The organism is Micromonospora vinacea (assembly GCF_015751785.1).
GTDB lineage: Bacteria > Actinomycetota > Actinomycetes > Mycobacteriales > Micromonosporaceae > Micromonospora > Micromonospora vinacea.
Map to the genome: position 1 here is coordinate 4,982,273 of NZ_JADOTY010000001.1, position 22,464 is coordinate 5,004,736.

Below are 22,464 nucleotides of genomic sequence, written 5' to 3' on the forward strand. Positions count from 1 at the left end.
GCCGCGTGCTGTTCGCTCACCGACACCCGGTCGTGAGGGGCGGCCCTTCCTGGTCGGCGTTTCCGCGCGTCGGGTCGGGGGTAGGTCCGGGGCTGACCGTTCCGGCTGCCCCTTTTAAGGAATGACCAGATGAGTGACAACGTCAGCGACGCGGTGGGCGACGCTCTCCGCTCGGTGATGCTCTTCCTGCCCAAGGCCGTCGCCTTCCTGGCGATCCTGGTGGCCGGATGGCTGATCGCCAAGGCCGTACTGAAGATCGTGGAGAAGGTCCTCGAACGGGTGGGCTTCGACCGCGCCGTCGAACGCGGCGGCATCCGCCGCGCGTTGAGCCGCTCCCGGTACGACGCCAGCGACATCGTCGCGAAGCTCGTCTACTACGCGGTGCTGCTGTTCACCCTTCAGCTCGCCTTCGGCATCTGGGGGCCGAACCCGATCTCCGACCTGCTCGGCGCGGTGATCGCGTGGCTGCCCCGGGCTTTCGTCGCGATCGTCATCGTCGTGGTCGCCGCCGCCATCGCCAACGCGGTCAAGGACATCATCAGCGGTGCGCTCGGCGGTCTGTCGTACGGCCGGGTGCTGGCCACCATCGCCTCGGTGTTCATCCTCGGCCTCGGTGTCATCGCCGCGCTGAACCAGATCGGCGTGGCCACCGCGGTCACCACTCCGGTGCTGATCGCCGTGCTGGCCACTATCGGTGGCATCCTCGTCGTCGGTGTCGGCGGCGGGCTGATCCGTCCGATGCAGAGCCGTTGGGAGTCGTGGCTGACCCGCGCCGAGCAGGAGTCGCAGCTGATCGCCGAGCACGCCCAGGCGTACCGGGCCGGTCGCCGCGATGCCGAGGCGGAGCTGGCGCGCGCGTCGACCACCACCAGCAGCGGCGCGGAGGCCACCCAGGTGGTGCCCCGGCCGGCCGATGCCGACGCCACCCAGGTGGTGACCCGGCCCACCGACCCGGAGGCCACCCAGGTCGTCCATTTCCCGGCCAGCTCCGACGCCACCCAGGTGGTCAGCGGCTCGGAGGTCACCCAGGTGGTGGGCGCCGGTGTCGACTCCGACGCGACCCAGGTGGTCCGGGGCGGCACCGACCACGCGGTGCCCGGGCAGCGCACCAGTGACGACAGCGAGACCACCACTGTCATTCCGCCGGTCGACCGGCGCTGACACCAGCGGTACGTCGGCGGGGCGGGATCGATCTGATCCCGCCCCGCCGCGCGTTGGCGGTCCCGCCTCGCCCGCCCGGCGCGCTGAAAGCGCTGGCCGCAGCCGTGCGGGTTGTCTAGCATCGCGGCTATGACCTGGCGACATTGATCCAGCAGCGTCGGCCGATCCCGTGGGCCACCACGGGCACCGCACCTCCGGTGTCCGTCTCCACTCCCACGGGAAGGCCCCATGACCCCCATCGCTTCGCGCGTGCCCGACCCGGCGGTCCGCCGGCTGACGGCGACCCTCTACGGGTACGCGTTCCTCAGCGACCTCGTCCTGCTCTACCCGCTGTACGTGGTGTTCTTCGCCGACACCGGGCTGTCGGTGGGGCAGATCGCGTCGCTCTTCGTCATCTGGTCCGCCGCCGGCATCCTGTTCGAGGTGCCCTCCGGCGCCTGGGCCGACGTGCTGTCCCGCCGGCTACTGCTGTGCCTCGCCCCGCTGGTGGCCGCCGCCGGTTTCGCGCTCTGGGTGCTGCTGCCGTCGTACCCGGCCTTCGCGGTCGGCTTCCTGCTCTGGGGCGCTGGTGGCGCACTGGTCTCCGGTGCGCTGGAGGCGTTGGTCTGGACCGAGTTGGACCGGCTCGGCGCGGTCGGCCGGTACGCCCGGGTGCTCGGGCGGGCGCGGACGGCGGGTGTGCTGGGCGTGGTGGTCTCCGGAGTGCTCGCCGGCCCGGTGCTCGCCGTCGGCGGGTACCCGGTGGTCGGCGCGGCCAGCGTGCTCGCCTGCCTGCTCGCCACGATCGTCGCCACCCGCTTCCCGGAACACCGCGCGCCCGCCGCCGTACGCGTTCCGGTCGCCGAGCCGGCGATGGCCGCCCGGCCGGTGGGCGTCGCACCACCCCGGCAGGACGAGCCTGCGAGCCCTGACGACGATGGTGACCTGGGGTGGTGGGACACGCTGCGGGCCGGAGTGTCGCAGGTCCGCACCCGTCCGCCGGTACGGGCCGCCGTGCTGCTGGTGGCCGTTGTCGCCGCCAACTGGGGTGCCCTGGACGAGTACACGCCGCTGCTGGCCCTGGACACCGGCGTCGGCGCGCAGGCCGTACCCCTGCTGCTCCTGCTGCTCTGGGCCGGGGTGACAGTCGGCGGGCTGCTCGCCCCGGCGGGGGAGCGGCTGGGCAGCCGAGGGTACGCGGCGCTGTTGGGGCTGGTCGGCGTCGCGCTGGCCGGCGGTGCCCTGCTCCGACACCCGGCGGGGTTCGTGCTGATCGCGGTGGCCTTCGGTGCGGCGCAGTTGGCCACCGTGCTGGCCGACGCGCGGCTCCAGGCCCGGATCACCGGCACCAGCCGCGCCACCGTCACCTCCCTGGCGGGGATGGCCACCGACGTGCTGATCATCGGGACGTACGCCGGCTACGGCCTGCTCGCCACGGCGGCCGGCAACGCGGTGGCGTTCGCGCTGACCGCCGGGGCGTACGTCGTGGTGGCGGTGGTGCTGCTGACCCGCCGCGAGCGCCGGACGGCCGTGCCCACCGGCGTCGTCGCGACGGTGCCCGGCGGCCCGGACTGACCGGGGCCTGGCGGCGGCCTTTTCCGGCCGCCGCCGGGCCGCACTGTCAGCCGGCCATGTGGAGGAACGACCACTGGTGGCCGTCGAGGTCCCGGAAGCCGCGCATGTACATCGGCCCGTTGGCCATCCCCGGCCCAAGCGACTCCCCACCGGCCACCGCCGCCTGGTCGACCAGTTCGTCGACCTGCCCCCGGCTCGACGCCGACAGCCCGATGATCACCTCCCGGCTGGTCGCCGTGTCCGGCGTGGCGACCCCGGTGTACGCCTCGAAGCCCGAGCGGAGGTGCAGCACCAGCCGGGTGGTGTCGGAGACGGTGAGCACCATGGTGTCGCCGTCCGGCTCGGCCTGGTCGCTGGTGAAGCCGATCGCCCGGTAGAACTCGGTGGCGGTGGTCAGATCGCGCAGCGGCAGGTTGATGAACGTCATGGTCATCGGTGGTCTCCGTCCGTTTCGAGCAGTGCCTTCAGTGCGGCGAGCCGTTCCCGCCAGTACGCCTTCAGCTCCGCGGCCTGCTCGGCCCCGGTCAGCTTCTCGTGCAGGATGCTGACCCGGGCCTTCGACTCGCCGACAGCGTCGATGCCGACGACGATCCGGGTGGGGCCGCCGGCCCAGTCGGCCCGGAAGCTGCGCGGCGCGGTGGCGGTGCGGACGCGCACCTCGACGTCGGGCAGCCAGCGGGCGCGTGCCGTCTCGTCGGCGAACGCCTCGAACAGTCGGCGCGCCGGCACGGCAACCGTCCGGCTCGCGCTTGCCTCGAAGCCACCGCCGCGTCGCTGACCCGGCGCGCGCAGGCCGCGGGCCTGCTCGTACCCGACGGTGATGGTCTGCGCCCACCAACCCGGCACCTCGTGTTCGGTGCCCAGGTGACGGGCGATGCGGGTGTGCGTCCACCCGGTGGCGGACGCGGCGTCGAGCACTGCGAACCACTCGGCCCAGCCACGGCCGGTCCGGGCGCGGATCAGGTCGTCGGCGATCCGCTCGGTCTGCGCAGCGGCAGCCGTGACGGTCGGTTCGGTAGGTGCTGGAGGGGACGCGGCGCTGGACGCCGGCTCTGCCCGATTGATCAGGTGCCGGCGGGCCGTGGTGTAGCTCTCGCCGGTCTTCTCCATCCGGGTCCGGACCCGGGCCTTGAACGATCTCTGGGTGGTCATCACATGCTCCCGGTCAACGGCACGGTCACCGGGACTCACGCTCCCGCCGACCCCGCCGGAGTGGGGCATGTGGCACCACGTCCCGAGGGCTCCAGGCCCCCTTTGCCTCCGCGTTGCCGGCGGCGTGAGCGCCGGGAGGGAGGTGCGGCGCAGGACTACGCCGACGTCATCCTACGCCCAAACGCCCCTCAGGGTTGGTCACCGTCGAGGTAGACCCACCGGCCGTCCTCGCGGACGAACCGGCTGTGTTCGGTCAACGTGCCGGGCCGGCCCGCGTCCCGGTAGTGGGCGTGGAACGTCACGGTACCGGTGGCGTCGAGCAGGCCGCCCCGCTCGGTCTCCACGATCTCCAGTCGGGTCCACCGCTGCCCCGGGTCGAGCTCCAGGGAGGCGGGCCGGGTCGACGAGTGCCAGCTGCGCAGCAGGTAACCGGAGTCGCCGAGGGCGAAGGCGCTGAACCGGGAGCGCATCAGGGCCTCGGCCGTCGCCGGGGCGTCGCCGCCGTGCGCCGGGGCGCAGCAGTCCGCGTACGCCCGGCCGGAGCCGCACGGGCACACCCGTCCCGTCGTCGCGTTCGCCCGCCGACGTCCCGCACCCTTACCCACGTCACCATCCTGCCGCAGAGAGCCGACCCACCCCCACCCCGCCCCCGCGCCCGCCCTCGCTCCCGCGATCTTGCACTTCCTGCTGCGACATAAGCAGTAAAAAGGTGCGTATCCACAACACAAAGTGCAAGATCGCCGGGGCCGGGGCCGGGGCCGGGGCCGGGGCCGGGGCCGGGGCCGGGGCCGGGGTGTGGGGGTGCGGGGTGCGGGGTGCGGGGGTTAGAGCCAGCCGGAGCGGCGGAACAGGCGGTACAGGAACAGGGCTGCCGCCGCCATCAGGGTGAGGGCGCCGGCGTAGCCGTAGCGCCAGGCCAGCTCGGGCATGTGGTCGAAGTTCATGCCGTAGATGCCGGCGATGCCGGTCTGGGTGGCCGCGATGGCCGCCCAGGCGGCGATCTTGCGCATGTCGTTGTTCTGCTCCACGGCGAGCTGCGCCAGGCGCGACTGGACGATCGAGGTGAGCAGGTCGTCGTACGCGGCCACGCGGTCCACCGCCCGGCTCAGCCGGCCGTCGACGTCGACGAACCAGCGGTGCAGGGCGCGCGGCGGGCCGTCGGGTTCGAGCAGCGTCCGCATCGGCGCCTGCAACGGCAGGACCGCCCGCTTGAACTCCACCACCTCCCGTTTGAGCTGGTAGATGTGCTGGATGTCGGCCGCGCGGTCGCGGGCGAACACCGCCTCCTCGACCCGTTCCAGGTCCCGTTCGACGTGCCCGGCCACCTCCAGGTAGGAGTCGACCATGCGGGCGCAGACCGCGTACGCCACCGCCCACGGGCCCGCGGCCAGCAGCGCGGGGCGGCGCTCGATGTCGGCGCGGACGCTGCGCAGCGCCCCGGCGGCGCCGTGCCGCACAGTGATGGCGAAGCGGTCACCGAGCAGCACCATGACGTCCCCGGTGTCGATCACCTCGGAGGTGTCGGTCAGCTCGTCGTGCTCCACGTACCCGGCGGTGCGCAGGACCAGCAGCGTGACCGGCCCGTGGCGCTGCACTGTGGGCCGGTGCCCGTCGGCGAGCGCCTGTTCGACGGTCAGTTCGTCGAGGCCGAAGGTCTGGCCGACCGCGGCGAGCACGGCCGGGCCGGGGTCGTGCAGCCCCAACCAGACGAAGGCGTCGCGGCCGTGCCGCGCCCTGGCGTACGCGTCGGCGTAGTGCGGTTGACCGGGCTCCCGGCGGCCGTTGACGTAGACGGCGCAGTCGACCACGGCGTCCGGGTTGGACCGACGGGGGGTGGGGGAGGCGTCCTCGACGCGTCCGAGCAGTCGACGGGCCAGGGCGCGTACGCCCCGACCGGTCCGGTCCCGTACCGGTCGCTGATCCACCGCGTGCCTCCCCGTCGCCGGCGCACCGCCCCGATCAGGGGATGGTGCCACCGCATTCTGCCGAGCAGGGTCCGGCTCCCGACAGCGGGGCGGCGGCTTGGGCGGTGCGGGCGGCGCGGGCCTGCGGCCCGGGCTCAGGCGGGGCGGTTCGGTTGAGGAGGGCGGTTCGGTTCAGGCGGTGCGGGTGGCGAAGACGACGACGTTGTCGACGTAGTTGCCGGTCGCCGCGTCGAACCGGCCGCCGCAGGTGATCAGGCGCAGCCCGGCGGCGTCCGCCGGGCCGTAGACCAGTGTGGTGGGGAAGTGCTCCTTGGGGTACGCCCGGACGTCGTCCACTGTGAACGTGGCGACCCGCGCGTCGGCGCGGGTGACCTGTACCTGCTGCCCGGCGCGGAGCCGACCGAGGTCGAAGAAGACCGCCGGGCCGGCCGGCGAGTCGACGTGTCCCACCAGGACGGCGTTGCCGGTCTCACCGGGGCTGACGCCGTGCCGGTACCAGCCGGCGAGGGTGGGCCGATCCAGTGGCGGCACCTCCAGCACCCCTGCCGCGTCGGCGCCGACGGGGACGATGTCGGCGCGTACGTCGATGGCGGGGATCTGCACCCGGACCGGCGCGGCCGGTGGCAGCGGTGCCAGGTCCGGTGCGGGGTGGGTGCGGGTCGGCGCGTCGGCCGACGGTCGTGGTGGCCGCGCCGGGTCGGCGGTGAGTCCGACGGTGATCAGCCCGAGCCCGGTCACGCCGAGCAGGGCGACCACTGCCGGTAGGGTCCGCCGCCACCACACGTGTGCACCTCCGTACCGGATCGTCGGGGTGCCCGCACCGGTGTCACCGGCGCGGGCACCCGTCTCAGGGATGGAGCGGTCGCCGATCAGGCGACAGTGGACACCGGACGGCGCCGGCGGATCAGGATCACCGCGCCGGCGAGGGCGGTGCCGAGCAGCGTGCCGCCGGCGGCGAGAGCGCCGGTGTCACGGTTGTCGCCGCCGGAGCCGGCCGGCGCGCCGCCGATCGGGGTGACGGCGAACGTGGCGGTGCCGGCCGAGCTGCCGTCGCCGCAGGTCGCCGCCACCGTGTACGTACCCAGGGTGAACCCGGCGGTGAAGAGCTCGGCGCTCAGTCCGCCGCCGGCGGCGGCCGTGGTGGATCGGACGTTCTGGTCGCGGTTGGGGCCGGTGACCCGGAAGATGGCGTCACCCGACTTCGGGTTGCAGGTCGTCGCGGTGAGCACGACGGTCCCACCGACCGGGGTGGTGGCCGGTGACACAGTGGTGTCGGCCAGTGCGGCGCCTGGCAGCAGGAGCGTGCCGAGGCCCACGCCGAGCGCCGCCGAGCAGAGTGCTGTTGAGACCTTCATACGCGTCTTCCCTCACTTTTCGTCCGCTGACTGCGTGGGACGTCGTTCGGGTGGCCAACTCCGTGACTAGCACCGGTGTGCCCAACACTAGGTGGGTTGGGTCCTCGATCAGGTGAAAATGAGAAATCCTCGTTGCCGTCACGTGTCCACCCGAAGGCGGGGAGAGCTGCGGAAAGGCCCGGACGGCCCGACCGGCACCGGTGCTCCGATCGATGTCCATCCGGTCGGGCTGTCGTCGCTGGGCCGATGGCGAGGTATTGCCAGAGACGGCGGAAATGCACCGCCTGGTCGGCACGATCCGCCGCCGGGCCGCGCGTCGGATGTGCGCTCGGGTCAGCGGGCCGGGGTCGGGTCGGGCATCGGCTCGCCGGTCTCCAGCAGGGTCTTGAGACTGGCCAGCAGCTCCGGCCAGCCGCCGCTGCCGTCGAGCTGGCCGCTGATCGCCCGGTGCATTTCGCTGTCCGGGGAGAAGTCGTCGTGGATGACGGTCAGCCGGACGGTCGACCCGCTGTGCGGCTCGATCTCGAAGGTCACCGTCGACCGGCGCTCACCGAGCCGGGCGGCCAGTTCCTCGGCGGACCAGCCGAAGTGCTCGGCGTGCTCGGGCTGGAAGCCGTGCCAGCTGTAGGAGAGTCGGCGGTACGGCTCGGCGACGAGCACCCGCTGGCCGAGGTCGCGAGGCTCGCCGTCCGGTGCGTCCTGCCACAGCACTGGTGACCCGACCCGCCAGTCCGAAACCAGCGCGACTCCACCCCAGTAGCGACGGGTGAACGCCGGTTCGGTGAGCGCGGACCACAGGCGCTGCGCGGTGGTGGTGACGTAGGTGGTGTAGACGAAGGTCGGGCTCTCCATGGGTTGTCGCTCCAATGCGGTGGTCAGGTCGGCCAGTGTGGCGGCGCGCTCGCGGTCGTAGCGGCTGAGCCACCGGTCGGCGATGGCGTTGATCGGGGCGGCGTTGAGGTAGTGCAGCTTCTCCCGGCCGCGCCGCACGGTCGTGACGAGATTGGCCGCCTCCAGCACCGAGAGGTGCTTGCTGACGGACTGTCGGGTGCCGGCCAGCCCGTCGCAGAGCTCCCGCAGGGTCTGGCCGTTGCGCTCGTTGAGCCGGTCCAGCAGTCGTCGCCGGCTGGGGTCGGCCAGCGCCCGAAACGCGTCGTCCATCGACCTGCCCCCGAATAGGTAACCAGGCGGTTGCCTATTAAGTTAGGCAACCTATGGGTTGCCTGTCAACCTGGCGGCGGTGGCGGCAGGCGACCGGGTGCGATCGTGTGGCAGCGTGGTGCGGGTGACCGACTCCGCGCCGCTCGACGTCGACCTCGCGCTGCTCGGTGGCGGCGGTGCGGCGTCGTTGCTGCTCGCCGCACTGGACCGGCACGGCGTCAGGGATCTACGGATCGCCATCGTCGACCCGGTGCGCCGACGTGGTCAGGACCGCACCTGGGCGTTCTGGGGCCACCCCGACAGCGACCTGGACCCGTTGCTCAGCGCGAGCTGGCAGCAGGTCGAGGTGGCGACGGCGGCGCGACGCCGCGTCCTGGACCTCACCCCGCTGCGGTACGCCATGCTCCGCTCCGGCCCGGTCTACGACCGGGCTGCCGACGCCGAGCGTCGCCTCGACGCCACCCGGATCGTCGCGCCCGCCGAGACGGTGCGCGACGACGGCGCCCGGGTGCTGGTGGGCACCGGCGACGGGCGCAGCGTACGGGCTGGCTGGGTGCTCGACTCCCGCCCCCGCCCGCCAGCGCGAGCGGGACGAACCACCTGGTTGCAGCACTTCCGGGGGTGGTGGCTGGAGGCGGACCGGCCGGTGTTCGACCCGACGCGGGCGGTGCTGATGGACTTCCGTACCCCGCAGCCGCCCCGGGGCGTCTCCTTCGGGTACGTGCTGCCGGTCAGCGACCGCTACGCCCTGGTCGAGTACACCGAGTTCTCGCCGGACCTGCTCACCGACGCCGGGTACGACGCGGCGCTGGCCGGCTACCGGGACCTGCTCGGGCTGGATCCGGCCGGGCTGCGGGTGCGTGAGGTGGAGAACGGGGTGATCCCGATGACCGACGCGCCGTTCCCGGCCCGGCCCACCCCTCGCGTGGTGCGGCTCGGCACGGCCGGTGGCGCGACCCGTCCCTCGACCGGCTTCACCTTCTCCGCCATGTACCGCCAGGCCGACCAGGTGGCTCGCGCCCTCGCCGTGGGACGGGCGCCGGTACCCGCGCCGGCGTACCCGAGCCGGCACCGCTGGATGGACGCTGTGGCACTGCGGGCGCTGGACCGGGGCGGAGTGGGCGGTCCCGATTTCTTCGACCGGCTCTTCGACCGCAACCCGGCCGAGCGGGTGCTGCGCTTCCTCGACGGGGGCACCACTGCGGCCGAGGAGGTCGCGATCATGAATTCGACCCGGCTGGTGCCGATGATCGCCGCGACCGCCGGTGACGCCGTACACCGCGTCCGCGACCGGCTGCGCCCCACCCGACCCGCGCCGGCCATCCCTCCCGCGGTGGTGGGTTCGGCGCCGACGGCGCGGCGCGCCGGCCCCCCGAGCGGGGAGGACGACGTCCGCGCCCGGTAGGTTGCCGGGCATGGTGGACGCGGTGGCCGGCAGGGGCGTGCAGATCTGGACCGACGGGGCGTGCAGTGGCAACCCCGGGCCGGGTGGTTGGGGCGCGCTCCTGCGTTACGGCGATCACGAGCGGGAGCTGTGCGGCGGTGAGGCCACGCCGACCACCAACAACCGGATGGAGCTGATGGCGGCCATCCAGGCGTTGGAGAGCCTGAACCGGCCGGTCACCGTGGAGCTGCACACCGACAGCACGTACGTGCGTAACGGCATCACCAGTTGGCTGGCGTCGTGGAAGCGCAACGGTTGGCGGACCGCGGCGAAGCAGCCGGTGAAGAACGCCGACCTGTGGCAGCGGTTGGAGGCGGCCTGCGAACGGCACGAGGTCACCTGGCTGTGGGTCAAGGGGCACAACGGGCACCCGGAGAACGAGCGGGCCGACGGGCTCGCCAACAAGGGCATGACCGAGGCCCGGGGCGCGCTGACCAGCCGCTGAGCCCGGGTCAGCGGGTCGCGTCGGGGTGCTTCGGCATGCTGGACCCACCGCCGCTGCTGCCCGACGAACCACCGGCGACGCCGGAGTTGTCGGGCTCGGTCACGATGTCCGGCCGGACGTCGGTGTCCGCCGGTGCGGGGACGTCGGTGTCCGCCTCGACCTGCACCAACGGCACCTGGCCGGCCTCGTCCTCACTGTGCTGCGGGTCGCCCGGCTGCTCACCTTGGCGATTTCGGTAGCCCACGCCGTGCCCCCCGTCGATGCCGGTCCGCGTCGGCGCTGGCTACCCGGCGTCGTCCCGGCCGAAACCTCGCGGTCAGCGGCGGCGGCCCCGACGGGCCGGGGACCGGGCCGGCTGACGGACCGGGGTGAGCGGTAGCGCCGTCCAGTGTGCCGGTCGGGTGAGCGTCTGCGGCAGTTCGGTGCGGGTGTCGCCCCGGGCGGCGTCCAGTTGCGTCTGGTGCAGGAAGAGGGTGCCCCGCAGGTCCGCGCCCCGCAGGTCGGCCCCGCGCAGGTCCGCGCCGGTGACGTCGGCCAGGCCGAGGTCCGCTCCGCGCAGGTCGGCGCCGATGAGCAGCGCCCCGCGCAGGTTGGCCCGCCGAAGGTCGACACGGCGCAGGTCCACCCCGAGCAGGTGCGCACCCCGCCGGTCGGTGCCGGCGGGGGTCCGGGCCGCGTCGCTGGCCTGGGACAACAGCGGGTTGACCCGGTTCCGATGGCCGGCGACGTCCAACGCGCGAAGGCGGGTCGGGTCACCCTCGGTGAGCGTCAGCGTCTCGGCGCGGGCGCGTTCCAACTCGGCGCGCAGGTCGGCCGGCGGGTCCAACGCCACCGCCTCGGTGAGGTACCAGAGCAGTTCGTGCAGCGGTCGCAGCACCGCGAACGCCTCCGCCATCGCCGGCAACGTCTCCGGCGCGTCCCGCCAGTCCCGCCCGCCGAAGGTCACCTGGGCGACCTGCTGCCCGGCACCGAAGCAGTCGAACACCGTGCAGCCGGGAAACCCGCGCTCCCGCAGCTCCGTGTGGATGCCGCAGCGGTGGTCGGGGCGCAGGTTCGGGCAGGGCGAGCCGGCCGGCTTGTCGATGGCGAAGTCCGTCGACGCGGCGAAGGCGGGCACCACGCAGCACAGCCCGAAGCAGCGTCCGCAGTCGGCGCGCAGCTGCGCCGCCCCGGACGGCGGTGCGGTGGGGTGCGACACGCCGACGGTCCTCCTGGCGATCAGGGTTGGGCCACCATTGTTTCCCGGGCCGAGCCGACGGCCCGTTCGGGGGTCACCGTGCGTGCGTGTCACCGGCCGTCGCGGGCCGGGGGGCCGGGGGGCGGGCATCGACCGGCGGCGGCACCAGTCGGCGGATGTCCCGCTCGCCGTCGCCGTGGCCGTACTTCTGGTCGAAGTGCCGTTTCACCACGTCGGCCGGGGTGCGGTCCCCGTCGGCGGGCTCGGCCAGCGCGAACACACCGGGGGCCGCCCCGGGCGCGCGGGGCGGCAGCACGGCTCGCACGGTCAGTGGCCCGGTGACCCGGAACCCCCGGCAGTCGACGTAGTGCTGCCCGTCCACCGTCACGTACGGCACGCGTACCTCGACCACGTCCGACTCGTCGTGGCGCAGCGTGACCATGACCGACCAGTACCGCTCCAGGTCGAGGGTGGCCTGCTCGTGCTCCCACAGCTCCTCGAACCGGGCGTGCACGAACCCACCCCACGGGCTGTCCATGTCCACCTCGAGCTGCGGAACGTTGAACGACAACTTCCCGATCGGGAAGAACGAGATCAGCGCCCGCCCGTCCCACTGGTAGAGCTGGATCGACGGGGACGCGTCGTAGAGCCGGACCTGGAGGCGGTGCCGCAGCCGCGAGTCGAGCGCGTCGGCGAACGCCGCCAGGTGGCGCAGGTTGGTGCGGATCTGCCGCGGCACGTCCACCCGTTGCCGTTCCAGCTCCTCGGAGCGTTGCTGGGCGGCGGTGCAGTCGGGATCGAGCAGCAGCAACTGCACCTGGGCGCCGTTGGCGAGCGCCGCTCGTACCGCGCTCAGGGTCTCCTCGCGGTGCCGTTGCTCCAGCAGGATCGTCCAGGTGTCGAGGATGCGCACCCGGCGTCCGGAGCGCTGCAGCCGCGTCACGAACGCCTGCTGGTCGAAGCTGAGGTGCTCCTGCACCCGCGCCTTGCGGGCCTCCTCGAACAACGGGTCGAAGATGACGTACGAGATGGCCGCGAGGACCACGCTGGCCCCGAGGTTGAGCAGCAGGTCGCTGAGGAAGCCGGTGCTGCGCCAGGCGGCCAGCAGCATGACGACGGCGATCGCTAACAGTGCCCCGCCGACGACGAAGGCGCGTCGTTGCCGCCCGCCCCGACCAGCCCACCCGGGCATCCGGTCCCCTTCCGCCGTCGGTCGGCCCCACCGCCGCTTGCTGAACACCGAAATTCGGAGGATACGTGCCCGCTTTGCTGGGCGCTGTCCCGTTCTCCGAGCGGTCGGTTCGCCGTTCCGACCCGCCCCGCCGCTCATAGAGTGACGGTAACGGAGTCATGCGACCACGGAGGGTAGCGGGGTGGACGAGAGCGAACGCGAGCAGGCGCTTCTCACCGTCCTGACCACCGAGCACTACGCGTTGCAGACGTCCCGCGCCGGCACCATCGCCGAGGCCACCGGCCGCGCCACCATCTTCCTGTCCGTCCTGTCGGCGGCGCTGATCGGCCTGGGCTTCGTCGCCAGCAACGACAAGCTGGTCCGGCCGTACCTGGCCGCGGTGCTGCCGACCCTGATCATCATCGGGGTGCTGACGTTCCTGCGGCTGGTGGAGACCACAGTCGAGAACTCGTTGGACCTGCGGCGGATCCAACGCATCCGGGCCTACTACCAACACCAGCTCGCCGGCGAGCACGACTTCTTCGCCGACGCGGTGGTGACCGACGACGCCATGAGCACGGCCTGGAACCTGGTCGGCACGCGACCGGGGCGGTGGGAGTTCCTGCTGACCACGGCCGCGCTCGTGGGCGCGGTCAACGCCGTGCTGAGCGGGCTCGGCATCGCCCTGGTGACCACAACCGTCGGGGCCGGGGGCGAGGTGGCGGTCCCGGTCGGGGTGCTGGTCGCGGTGGTGGCATTCGGTGTGCAGTTCGCGTACATCGTCCGGGCGTCGGCCGCGCCGATGCGCTGACGACGCCCGCGGCGTTGGTCAAACCGACCGCCAGTCGTCGTTCGGCAACGCCGCCGCCTGGGGGCCCATCAGCAACATGCCCCCGTCGACCGGCCAGGACGCGCCGGTGACGTAACCGGCGGCGGGGGAGGCGAGCAACGCGACCACGGCAGCCACCTCCCGGGCGTCGCCGGGCCGCCCCAGCGGCACACCGGGCCGTTCCTGGGTGAACGGGTCGACATCCTCCTGACCGGTCATCGGCGTGGCGATCTCGCCCGGGGCGACGGCGTTGACGGTGATGCCGTCGGCGGCCAACTCCTGGGCCATCACCCGGGTCAGCAGCCCGAGCCCGCCCTTCGCGGCGCAGTACGCGGCGGAGCCCACCCGGGGCGCGTGCTCGTGCACGCTGGTGATGTTGATGATCCGCCCTCCGGCGCCGGTGGCCCGCATCCGTCGCGCCGCCCGCTGGGCGCACAGGAAGGGCGCGTCCAGGTCGACGGCGAGCACCTCGCGCCACTGCTCCCACCCGGTGTCGACGAACGGCGTCGAGGCCCCGGTGCCGGCGTTGTTGACCAGCACCCCGATGCCACCCAGCCGGTCGGCCAACTCGTCCACCACCCCCGCCGCGTCCGGCAGGCGGGTCAGGTCCACCTCGGCGACCTCGCAGCGCCGCCCCGTCGCGCGGACCTCGGCGGCCGTCCGCTGCGCGCCGTCGGGATCGCCGTACCAGGTGACGCCGATCTCGAAACCGGCAGTGGCCAGCGCCACCGCGCAGGCCTTGCCGATGCCGGAGTCCGCGCCGGTGACGACGGCGATCCTCGGGTAGTTCTCGTATCGCTGCGGCATGCTGGCGCACTACCCCGGCAGGGCCGGGCCAACCGCCACGGGGACCACGACCTGTCTGCCGACGGCGTACCGTCGCCTGATGCGGATCACCCGATTCACCCACTCGTGCGTGCGGGTGGAACACGACGGTGGGGTGCTGGTCGTCGACCCGGGGACGTGGAGCGAGCCGAGGGCCCTGGTCGGAGCGGACGCCGTCCTGGTCACCCACGAACACACCGACCACGTGGACGTGTTGCGGCTCGCCGGTCTCGGTGTCCCCGTGTACGCCCCCGAAGGCGCCCGACTGCCGGATCTCGCCCCGCTTCCGGTGACCCAGGTCCGCGCCGGGCAACGCTTCACGGCGGCCGGCATCCCGGTCAGCGCGCACGGCGGCCGGCACGCCGCGATCCACGAGGGACAGCCCGACTGCCCGAACCTCGGCTACCTGATCGGCGGCGAGCTGTACCACCCGGGCGACGCCCTGCACGTGCCGGACGAGCCGGTGCGTACCCTGCTCGTCCCGGCCCAGGGGTCCTGGCTGCGCCTCGACGAGGCGATCCGGTTCGCCGGCGCCGTGGGCGCGGCGGCGGCGTACCCGATCCACGACGCGCAGCTCAACGACCGCGGCCTGGCCAGCGTCGCCGGCTGGTTCGCCGAGACCATCCCCGGCTACCGTCACCTGGTGCCCGGCGACACCGCCTGACCCCGGTCGTCATCCGCCGCTGGGGCGCGGAAGCGGGGTGCGGCGGTGGTGAGCACCGCGGCGGCCGTCGAGGCGGACCACCCGTCGGTCAGTTCCGTCACGAGGGCGGCGACCAGCCGGGTCACGGCCGGCTCACCACCCGGGTGCAGCGCCTCGGCGACGATCAGCACCGACGAGGTGCCCGCCCGCACGGCCGACCAGCCGCTCTGCCGGTTCGTCCACCGTCGTGCGTGCGCCCGCCCGGCGGAGTCGACGAAGGTCACCTCGCCCGGCTCGGGATGCTCGGTGTCGCCAGCGAAACTCAGGTACGCCTCGTCGCCGTGCGCCGGCCGGACCACCAGGTCGCCGTCGACCCGGTCCAGGTCGAGCACCGCGACCGGGATGGCGTACGCGGCCGAGATGGCGTTGCAGAGGTCGACGAGCGGGTGCACCCGGGGCAACTCGCCGTCCAGGCGCAGCCGGCGCAGCAGCGCCTCGGCCGCGCACCGGTACCTGGTGGGTCGCAGTCCCATCGCCGCGTACGCCCGCCGCCACGCCTGGATCTCCGGGAACCCGCTCTCGGCCCCGCCGACCAACCGTCCTTGCGCCGCGGCGAGATAGCCGGCCGTGCGTGCCGACACGTCGGTGGTGGCGGTGATCCCGTCGGCGAGCACCACACCGGCGACCAGGTCGGGGTACGCGTCACGAAGCTGCGGAGCATGTTCGAACTGCACTGTGGTCCTATCGTTCGGTGAGGGCGAGGGTCACGCCGAGCGCGACGAACGTGCCGGCGGCGGATCGGCGCAGCCAGTCGGTGACCCGGGGCCGGGTCAGCACCCGGTCGCGCACCCGGGCAGCGAAGATGCCGTAGCCGCTGAACACCACGAAGGTGAGCAGCATGAACACCGCGCCGCAGCCGAGCATCGCCCGGGTCGAGCCCGGTGCCGTGGTGTCCACGAACTGCGGCAGGAACGCGACGAAGAACATCGTCGGCTTCGGGTTGAGCAGGTTGACCAGCACCCCGGAGACGATCACCCGGATCGCCGAGCGGGGTGGCGCATCGGTGGCTACCGCGAAGGCGTCGCGGTCGCGCGCCATGGACCAGGCCAGGTAGAGCAGGTAGCCGACGCCGAGGTAGCGGACGGTCTCGAACGCCGCCGCGCTGGTCTGCATCAGCGCGGCCAGCCCGGTCATCGCGGCCAGCAGGTGCGGCAGCGTGCCCAGCGTGCAGGCGAACGCGGCCAGCACCCCGGCCCGTGCGCCCCGGGACAGGCCGGCGGAGAGCGTGAAGATCACCCCGGTGCCGGGGGTGACCACCACGATCAGCGTGGTGATCAGGAACGGGATGGTCACGATGATCCTCCGGCGGAGTGGGCAGGTCTGGCTCCTGCTCACTCTGCTGCCACAATGGTCCGATGGGCAGAGCCAAAACGACGGCGTCCGAGAGGTCCATATCGGCCGGGTCCGACTTCCTGCACCTGACCATCGCCGACGCGGCGCCGGGTGGGCGCGCCGACTGGCTGACCGACCGGCTGCGGCAGGCCATCGCCGAGGGTCGGGTGCCGGTCGGCGACCGGTTGCCGCCGACCCGGGTGCTCGCCGCCGACCTCGGTGTGTCCCGGGGCGTGGTCACCGAGGCGTACCAGCGCCTGACCGAGGAGGGGCACGTTGCCGGTCGCGGGCGGGCCGGCACTGTGGTCGTCGCCGCGCCGGCCGCGCCCACACCCGCCCCGGCCGCCGCGCCGGCACCGGTCGCGACCTTCCCGCCGGCACCGGGCACCGACATCTTCGACGCGGTACGCGCGGCGCACGCGTCAATCGACCTGACGCCCGGCGTACCCGATCTGGCCGCCTTTCCCCGCGCGGACTGGCTGCGCGCCGAACGGACCGTGCTGCGTCGCCTCGCCGCGGCCGACCTCGGCTACGGCGACCCCTGTGGCACGCCCGCGCTGCGGCAGGCCGTCGCCGCCGCGTTGGCCCGCAACCGCGGCATCAGCGTCGACCCCGCCGAGGTGATCATCGTGGCCGGCGTCTCCCAGGCGCTCGGCCTGCTCGCCCAGGCACTCACCGCTGCCGGCGTCGACCGGATCGCGGTCGAGGACCCGGGCTCCCTCGGGGTGCGACAGCACCTGAACAACTGGCGGATGGACACCCCGCCGATCACCGTCGACGACGCCGGGCTGCGGGTCGACGAGCTGGTCGCCAGTGGCGCACCGGCCGTGATGCTCACCCCCGCGCACCAGTTCCCGACCGGCGTGGTGCTCGACGGTGACCGCCGCCGCCACCTCGTTGCCTGGGCGCGGGCCGGCGGTCTGATCATCGAGGACGACTACGACGCCGAGCACCGCTACGACCGTCCTCCGGTGCCCGCGCTGCGTGGACTGCTGCCCGAGCAGGTCTGCTACGCCGGCAGCGTCTCCAAACTGCTCGCCCCCGCCCTGCGGGTCGGCTGGCTGCTCGTGCCGGCGCGACTGCGCGAGGCGGTGGTGGCCGCCAAGCGCAACGCCGACCTGGGCAACGCCGTGCTACCGCAACTGGTGCTGGCGGAGCTGATGACCTCCGGCGCCTTCGAGCGGCACCTGCGGCTGCTGCGCCGTCGACACATCCGCCGGCGGGACGCCATGATCGCCGCGCTGGCCCGCGCGCTGCCATCGGCGACGGTGCACGGCGCCGCCGCCGGCCTGCACCTGATGATCACGCTGGACGACGCGGTTCTCGACACCGAACTGGCCACGGCGACGCTGGCGCGCGGGGTGAAGGTGCAACCGCTGTCCTGGCACTGCCAGCGGCCGTACCGGCCGGGCCTCGTGCTGGGCTACGCGGCCCGTACGCCCACCGAGATCGAGGACGGCGTCGCCGCTGTCGCCGCCGCTCTCCGCTCCGGCTAGGACCGTCCGGTCCACCGTGCTCGCCGGCGTATCCTTCGCCAGTGGGACTGCGGTTCGAGACGCGCGGGTCCGACTCGCCCTGGGTCGACGCCGTGTGGACCTGCACGAGCGAGCAGGTCACCACGATGACGTCCGTGGCAGGGGTGCGTTGGGGCCTGGTGTTCTGGGAGCAGGCCGGCCGGACGTACACGAGCATCACCGGTCCCGAGACCCGGACCGGCACGGCGCCGGTGCCGGAGGGCGCGACCTTCACCGGCATCGAGTTCGCCGTCGGCACCTCGCTGCGGGCCGTGCCCACGCCGACGCTCGTCGACGGCGGCATCGAGCTTCCCGACACCACACGCCGGACGTTCCGGCTGGACGGCGCGCGCTGGGAGACGCCCGGCCCCGACGACGCCGAGGCCCTGGTCGACAGCCTCGTCCGGGCCGGGGCCGTGGTCCGTGACCCGCTCGTCGCCGAGTTGCTGCGGGGCCACCGTCCGGCCGTCTCGGGGCGTACCGTCGAACGCCGGTTCCGCGCCGCGACCGGCCTGACGCGCGGCGCGATCCGGCAGGTCGAGCGGGCCCGTACGGCGGCGGAGCTGCTGGCCACCGGCGACCCGGCCGCCGACGTGGTCGCCAAGCTCGACTACTTCGACGAGCCGCACCTGGCCCGGGCACTGCGCTGCTACGTCGGACGCACCGTCAGGCAACTGCGCGAGGGCACCGGCGGCGCCATCGGCCTCGACCTGGATCAGCGCTTGACGTCGTAGACGAGCTTGAGGATGCCGTTCGAGTAGCTCTCCGACTCCCGCAGCGTCAGCATGTGCTTGTCCCGGTCGGCCCGGCCGAACAGGCTCTTCCCGGCACCGAGCAGCACAGGGAAGACGAGCAGGTTGTACTGGTCGATCAGCCCTTCGTCCGACAGCCGCCGGGCCAGCTCCGCGCTCCCGTGGATGAAGATCGCCCCGCCCTCGCCCTGCTTGAGCGCGGCGACGTCCCCGGTCGAGCGCAGGATCGTCGTCGGCCCCCACCCGTCGACCAGCGCGTCGTCGGGCAGCGTGCTCGACACCACGTACTTGGGCAGCTCCTTGTAGTCGGCGTGGTCCTCCGAACCGGGCCAGACCGGCGCGAACGCCTCGTAGCTGCGACGGCCGAACATCAGCGCCGTCGTGTCGGTGAGCTCCTCGCCCTTCAGCGACCAGGCCTCCGGGACGAACTCGAGGTCCTTGAACACCCAACCGCCGCTGCGGTGCTCCTCACCCGGCCCGCCGCCGGGCGAGTCCACGACGCCGTCGAGCGACATGAAACCGGTGTAGACCAGGTTGCGCATTGTGGTGTCTCCTCATGCTCGAACGAGCTGCTGGGTCCACGCTAGATGGCGGTCGCGGCGCTGTCTTGGACGGAAACGACATCGGGTCCAGACGCGCGGATGTTGCCTCGGTTGAAGCAGAGCAAAGGTGGCGATCTGGAGTAGCCGCGCTTTCCCCGATGCAGACGTGGGCGTGGGGGACACCTCGACGCGGTTGGACGTGGCGGTTACGCTCATATCTGGTGTGGTCTATGTCACGGTAGCTTCGGCGCACGCCGACGCCCCCGTTGGCGCTGCCGAGGAGAGCGCCCATGCCCACACCGCTGAAAGCCGCCACCACCCTCGCGGCCTTGTTCCTGCTGATCCTGACCGCGGCGGCACCCGCCCAGGCCGCCAACCCGCCCACCAAGCCCCCGGTCTCCGGGTCGCTGGGCACCTACAACGTCTCCGGCGTCTACGTCGCCGGGGTCTCCTCCGGTGGCTACATGGCCACCCAACTGCACGTCGCCTACTCGTCCCGGATCCGGGGAGCGGCCGTCTTCGCCGCCGGACCGTACTACTGCTCCCAGAACACCGTCGCCCAGGCGCTCTACGGCTGCGGCGACAACCGGTACCCGACAAACGTGTCAGCGCTGCAGACGTACACCCGGACCTGGGCGTCGTACGGCTGGGTCGACCCGGTCGGCAACCTGTCCGGCGACCCGGTGTACGTGTTCCACGGCGGCAACGACACCACCGTCAAGAAGTCCGTCACCGACGACCTGGTCCGGTACTACCAGCACTTCGGGGCCAGCGTGCAGTACGACAGCGGCTCCGCCGCCGGTCACTCCTGGGTCACGCCGTACGGCACGCTCGGATGCGCGGCGACCGCGTCGCCGTACCTCAACGACTGCGGCACCGACCCGCAGAACGTCCTCCTGCGCAAGCTGCTCGGCGGGGTGACCGCACCGAACACCGGGACGCTCGGCGGCTCGCTCATCAGGTTCAGCCAGAACACCTTCGCAGTCAACGGCTGGGCCAACGGGCTGAGCATGGACGCCAACGGCTTCGCCTACGTCCCATCGGCCTGCGCGGCCGGCCAGTCGTGCCGCCTGCTGGTCGCCCTGCACGGCTGCGTGCAGTCCTCCGGCGCGGTGGGCACGGCGTTCGTCGACCGGGCCAACCTCAACCAGTACGCCGACACCAACAACCTGATCGTCCTGTACCCCCAGGCGAGCACCTCCCTCAGCAACCCGAACGGCTGCTGGGACTGGTGGGGCTACCTGGGCGCGACCAATTTCCCGATCAAGGGCGGCGCGCAGGTCGAGACCATCATGAACATGGTCCGTCGGCTGGACGGCTGAGTGCCCCGGGCTGGCCGGACGGATGGCCGGTCAGCCCAGGAACAGCTGGACGAGGACCAGCACGGCGAGCAGCGCCGGCCCCCGTGACCCCTGACGCATCAGGTCGACCGGGATCATCCCGAACGGTGTGTTGACCGTCGCGCCGCCGTAGTCGATGGGCGGGCGGGTGCCGGCCCGGAACGCGGCGGCCACCACCCCGAGCGCCAGCGTCGGCGCCAGCCAGGCCGGCCCCGGGTCGACCGTGGGCAGGGTCAGCAACCACCACAGGCCCGCACCGACCGCCGGCACCACCACGTGGATCCCGCGCAGCAGGTTGTCGCTGCCGCCGAGCGCCCGACGCAGACCGGGTGAGCGGCTGACCGACCGCAGGCCGCCGGTCAGCCGGCCGGCGGCGAGGTACGCGAACACCACCTGCGCGGCCCCGGCCAACCCGGGCAGGGCGAGCGCGGCAGCGTACTGCACCCCGATCAGCGCCGCCCAGATCAGCACGGCGCTCGGGTGGCGGCGCAACCGGCGGACGTCGGCCTGGAGCAACGCCCACCAGCCGGGGCCGGGCCGGAACCGGCGGCTGTGAACTCTGCCGATCGTGCGCCAGCGGCGGCTCTCCACCAGGCCGGCGAGCAGGCTCGGATCCAGCAGGATGGTGGCCGTGGCGGCGGCGTTGGCGAACTGCGCGCCGGTGGTCAGGGTGGCCCGGTCGACCCGGGGCAGCGCGCGTACCGCGAGGATCACACCCAAGCCCACGAGGGGCACCGCGGCGGCGAACACCGCGACGGTCGGCGTCGTCGCCGGCCGGGGCAGGCCGTCGCCGAAGCGACCGACGAGCACCACCACTGCGGTGATCACGGCCGCGGCCACCATCGGCGCCGCCCCGACCGCTGTCGGCCAGCGCCGACCCGACCGGCTGCTCTGGGCGACGACGCTGAGCGCCAGCGCGGCAGCGCCCCACCCCGCGCCGGCCGCCGCCGCCCAGCCCAGGGCGGACGGTTCGCTGACCCCGCCGAGCGCCGCCACTGCCACTCCGAGCGCCGCAGTGCCGGCCGCCGAACCCAAAAGCAGCAGGACGAAGCGCGGCGCCAGCCAGGCCCGCCGGTCGATCGGCGCGCTGGTCGCCCAGCTCTGCGTCGCCGGGGTGACCAGCAGCGGGCCGAGCGCGCGCAGACCACGCCAGGCCAGCCCTGCGCCGGCCAGCAGCGCGGCGACCGCCAGCCACCAGCGCACCCCCGGCTCGGCCTGCCCCACGGTGGGGGAGTCCAGCAGGTCGCGGCTGGCGCTGATCGCGAACCAGCCGTACATGCCCACGAACAGGACCATGACGTACGCGTCGCCGAGCACGTCGCCCAGGGAATGGTCGTGGTGTCGGCTGCGGGCCTTGCGTAGGTGCGTTCGCACCTGCCGGGCGGTCGGCACCCCGGCCGGCGCGTCGGCGATCGTGGCCGGCGCGGCGGTCACTTGCCGATCTCGATGCGCTCGTCGACCACCGCGTCGATCAGCTCCGGGTCATGCGAGGCCAACAGCACGGCAACGCCCGCCGCCCGTTCCCGGAGGAGTCGGTCGGCGAGCCACTGTCGCCCGCGGACGTCCAGCCGCTGCTCGGGCTCGTCGAGGATCAGCACCCGGCGGGGCCGGACGAAACAGGACGCCAGCGCCAGCCGGCGGCGCTGCCCGCTGGACAGCGTCACCGGCAGTTGGTCGCGGGCCGGCTCCAGGCCCAGCTCGGCGAGGACCTCCTCGACCGGCTCGGCGTCGCCCCCGTGGGCGTACGCCACCAACTCCAGATGCTCGACCACCGACAGGTCGGGGAAGAAGTCGATGTCGTCCAGGGCGGCCGCCACCAGCGCCCGCACCTGAGGATCGGTCTCGTCGGCACGGCGGCCCTGCACCAGCACCTCACCCGCGTCCGGCCGGTCGGCGCCCACGACACAGCGCAGCAGTGTGGTCTTGCCGCTGCCGTTGGGGCCCAGCACCACAGCGATCCGGCCCGCCGGGAGCGTGAAGCTCACCTCGTCGAGCACGACCAGGTTGCCGAAGTTGCGACTGAGTCCCCGTACCGAGAGCGCGTCCACGATCACAGAGTCTCCCAGAGCTGTGCCACCGACC

Annotated in this window: 25 protein-coding genes; 9 read left to right on the forward strand and 16 right to left on the reverse strand. The window is 73.1% G+C overall.

The window, feature by feature from the left end; translation table 11 throughout:
- Positions 1 to 129 precede the first annotated feature (129 nt).
- Together IW249_RS23275 and IW249_RS23280 are read left to right on the forward strand one after the other, a co-directional pair.
- Complete coding sequence (locus tag IW249_RS23275) at positions 130 to 1,161, forward strand: mechanosensitive ion channel family protein (RefSeq protein ID WP_196922699.1); 1,032 nt, start codon at positions 130 to 132, stop codon at positions 1,159 to 1,161.
- 228 nt (positions 1,162 to 1,389) lie between these two features.
- Complete coding sequence (locus IW249_RS23280) at positions 1,390 to 2,715, forward strand: MFS transporter (RefSeq protein WP_196922700.1); 1,326 nt, start codon at positions 1,390 to 1,392, stop codon at positions 2,713 to 2,715.
- A gap of 46 nt (positions 2,716 to 2,761) precedes the next feature.
- Here the strand turns inward: IW249_RS23280 and IW249_RS23285 are convergent, their stop codons facing one another.
- From IW249_RS23285 to IW249_RS23315, 7 genes are all read right to left on the reverse strand, one after another.
- A complete protein-coding gene (locus IW249_RS23285) occupies positions 2,762 to 3,148 on the reverse strand; it encodes a VOC family protein (RefSeq protein ID WP_196922701.1) in 387 nt (128 codons plus the stop codon).
- Positions 3,145 to 3,867, reverse strand: a complete 723-nt coding sequence (locus tag IW249_RS23290) for a hypothetical protein (RefSeq protein ID WP_231392629.1) — start codon at positions 3,865 to 3,867, stop codon at positions 3,145 to 3,147. Before IW249_RS23290 ends, IW249_RS23285 begins: the two co-directional genes overlap by 4 nt.
- A 188-nt stretch (positions 3,868 to 4,055) precedes the next feature.
- The gene (locus IW249_RS23295; RefSeq protein WP_196922702.1) at positions 4,056 to 4,472 is read right to left on the reverse strand and encodes a YchJ family protein; all 417 of its coding nucleotides are present in this window, start codon (positions 4,470 to 4,472) and stop codon (positions 4,056 to 4,058) included.
- Between the two features lie 219 nt (positions 4,473 to 4,691).
- On the reverse strand, positions 4,692 to 5,792 hold the full coding sequence (locus IW249_RS23300; protein ID WP_196922703.1) for a magnesium and cobalt transport protein CorA: 1,101 nt from the start codon (positions 5,790 to 5,792) through the stop codon (positions 4,692 to 4,694).
- 171 nt (positions 5,793 to 5,963) lie between these two features.
- The gene (locus IW249_RS23305; RefSeq protein ID WP_196922704.1) at positions 5,964 to 6,575 is read right to left on the reverse strand and encodes a class F sortase; all 612 of its coding nucleotides are present in this window, start codon (positions 6,573 to 6,575) and stop codon (positions 5,964 to 5,966) included.
- An 86-nt stretch (positions 6,576 to 6,661) separates the two neighbouring features.
- Positions 6,662 to 7,147: a hypothetical protein gene (locus tag IW249_RS23310; protein ID WP_124775133.1), complete on the reverse strand. Its 486-nt coding sequence runs from the start codon at positions 7,145 to 7,147 to the stop codon at positions 6,662 to 6,664.
- 333 nt (positions 7,148 to 7,480) lie between these two features.
- Entirely contained in the window at positions 7,481 to 8,308 is an 828-nt protein-coding gene (locus tag IW249_RS23315) for an ArsR/SmtB family transcription factor (protein ID WP_196922705.1), read from the reverse strand.
- Positions 8,309 to 8,432: 124 nt separating this feature from the next.
- On the opposite strand from IW249_RS23315, the gene IW249_RS23320 reads away from it, so the two are divergent.
- Complete coding sequence (locus IW249_RS23320; RefSeq protein WP_196922706.1) at positions 8,433 to 9,713, forward strand: lycopene cyclase family protein; 1,281 nt, start codon at positions 8,433 to 8,435, stop codon at positions 9,711 to 9,713.
- A gap of 10 nt (positions 9,714 to 9,723) precedes the next feature.
- On the forward strand, positions 9,724 to 10,197 hold the full coding sequence (rnhA, locus tag IW249_RS23325; protein ID WP_196922707.1) for a ribonuclease HI: 474 nt from the start codon (positions 9,724 to 9,726) through the stop codon (positions 10,195 to 10,197).
- Between the two features lie 7 nt (positions 10,198 to 10,204).
- Here the strand turns inward: rnhA and IW249_RS23330 are convergent, their stop codons facing one another.
- The 3 genes from IW249_RS23330 to IW249_RS23340 form a co-directional block, all read right to left on the reverse strand.
- Positions 10,205 to 10,441, reverse strand: a complete 237-nt coding sequence (locus IW249_RS23330) for a preprotein translocase YidC (RefSeq protein WP_196922708.1) — start codon at positions 10,439 to 10,441, stop codon at positions 10,205 to 10,207.
- 72 nt (positions 10,442 to 10,513) lie between these two features.
- The gene (locus IW249_RS23335) at positions 10,514 to 11,395 is read right to left on the reverse strand and encodes a pentapeptide repeat-containing protein (RefSeq protein WP_307788687.1); all 882 of its coding nucleotides are present in this window, start codon (positions 11,393 to 11,395) and stop codon (positions 10,514 to 10,516) included.
- A 73-nt stretch (positions 11,396 to 11,468) separates the two neighbouring features.
- The gene (locus tag IW249_RS23340) at positions 11,469 to 12,566 is read right to left on the reverse strand and encodes a DUF5919 domain-containing protein (RefSeq protein WP_196922710.1); all 1,098 of its coding nucleotides are present in this window, start codon (positions 12,564 to 12,566) and stop codon (positions 11,469 to 11,471) included.
- 181 nt (positions 12,567 to 12,747) lie between these two features.
- Here IW249_RS23340 and IW249_RS23345 point away from each other — a divergent pair, with 181 nt between their 5' ends.
- A complete protein-coding gene (locus IW249_RS23345; RefSeq protein WP_196922711.1) occupies positions 12,748 to 13,356 on the forward strand; it encodes a hypothetical protein in 609 nt (202 codons plus the stop codon).
- Between the two features lie 18 nt (positions 13,357 to 13,374).
- Here IW249_RS23345 and IW249_RS23350 read toward each other — a convergent pair whose 3' ends face one another.
- Complete coding sequence (locus tag IW249_RS23350; RefSeq protein WP_196922712.1) at positions 13,375 to 14,181, reverse strand: SDR family oxidoreductase; 807 nt, start codon at positions 14,179 to 14,181, stop codon at positions 13,375 to 13,377.
- 79 nt (positions 14,182 to 14,260) lie between these two features.
- On the opposite strand from IW249_RS23350, the gene IW249_RS23355 reads away from it, so the two are divergent.
- Positions 14,261 to 14,863 (forward strand): MBL fold metallo-hydrolase, encoded by a 603-nt coding sequence (locus IW249_RS23355; RefSeq protein ID WP_196922713.1) that lies wholly within the window; start codon positions 14,261 to 14,263, stop codon positions 14,861 to 14,863.
- Here the strand turns inward: IW249_RS23355 and IW249_RS23360 are convergent.
- On the reverse strand, positions 14,836 to 15,576 hold the full coding sequence (locus tag IW249_RS23360; protein ID WP_196922714.1) for a B3/B4 domain-containing protein: 741 nt from the start codon (positions 15,574 to 15,576) through the stop codon (positions 14,836 to 14,838). The genes IW249_RS23355 and IW249_RS23360 overlap by 28 nt on opposite strands.
- A gap of 7 nt (positions 15,577 to 15,583) precedes the next feature.
- Positions 15,584 to 16,195: a LysE family translocator gene (locus tag IW249_RS23365; RefSeq protein ID WP_196922715.1), complete on the reverse strand. Its 612-nt coding sequence runs from the start codon at positions 16,193 to 16,195 to the stop codon at positions 15,584 to 15,586.
- A gap of 62 nt (positions 16,196 to 16,257) precedes the next feature.
- Between IW249_RS23365 and pdxR the strand changes: the two genes are divergently transcribed.
- Entirely contained in the window at positions 16,258 to 17,730 is a 1,473-nt protein-coding gene (gene pdxR / locus IW249_RS23370) for a MocR-like pyridoxine biosynthesis transcription factor PdxR (RefSeq protein WP_196922716.1), read from the forward strand.
- 41 nt (positions 17,731 to 17,771) lie between these two features.
- Positions 17,772 to 18,482: a helix-turn-helix domain-containing protein gene (locus IW249_RS23375; protein ID WP_196922717.1), complete on the forward strand. Its 711-nt coding sequence runs from the start codon at positions 17,772 to 17,774 to the stop codon at positions 18,480 to 18,482.
- Here the strand turns inward: IW249_RS23375 and IW249_RS23380 are convergent.
- A complete protein-coding gene (locus IW249_RS23380; protein WP_196922718.1) occupies positions 18,464 to 19,042 on the reverse strand; it encodes a dihydrofolate reductase family protein in 579 nt (192 codons plus the stop codon). The genes IW249_RS23375 and IW249_RS23380 overlap by 19 nt on opposite strands.
- A 290-nt stretch (positions 19,043 to 19,332) precedes the next feature.
- Here IW249_RS23380 and IW249_RS23385 point away from each other — a divergent pair, with 290 nt between their 5' ends.
- Complete coding sequence (locus tag IW249_RS23385; protein ID WP_196922719.1) at positions 19,333 to 20,364, forward strand: extracellular catalytic domain type 2 short-chain-length polyhydroxyalkanoate depolymerase; 1,032 nt, start codon at positions 19,333 to 19,335, stop codon at positions 20,362 to 20,364.
- A gap of 30 nt (positions 20,365 to 20,394) precedes the next feature.
- On the opposite strand, the gene IW249_RS23390 is transcribed toward IW249_RS23385, so the two are convergent.
- Entirely contained in the window at positions 20,395 to 21,816 is a 1,422-nt protein-coding gene (locus IW249_RS23390; protein WP_196922720.1) for a DUF6297 family protein, read from the reverse strand.
- On the reverse strand, positions 21,813 to 22,436 hold the full coding sequence (locus IW249_RS23395) for an ABC transporter ATP-binding protein (RefSeq protein WP_196922721.1): 624 nt from the start codon (positions 22,434 to 22,436) through the stop codon (positions 21,813 to 21,815). Before IW249_RS23395 ends, IW249_RS23390 begins: the two co-directional genes overlap by 4 nt.
- Positions 22,437 to 22,464: the final 28 nt, after the last annotated feature.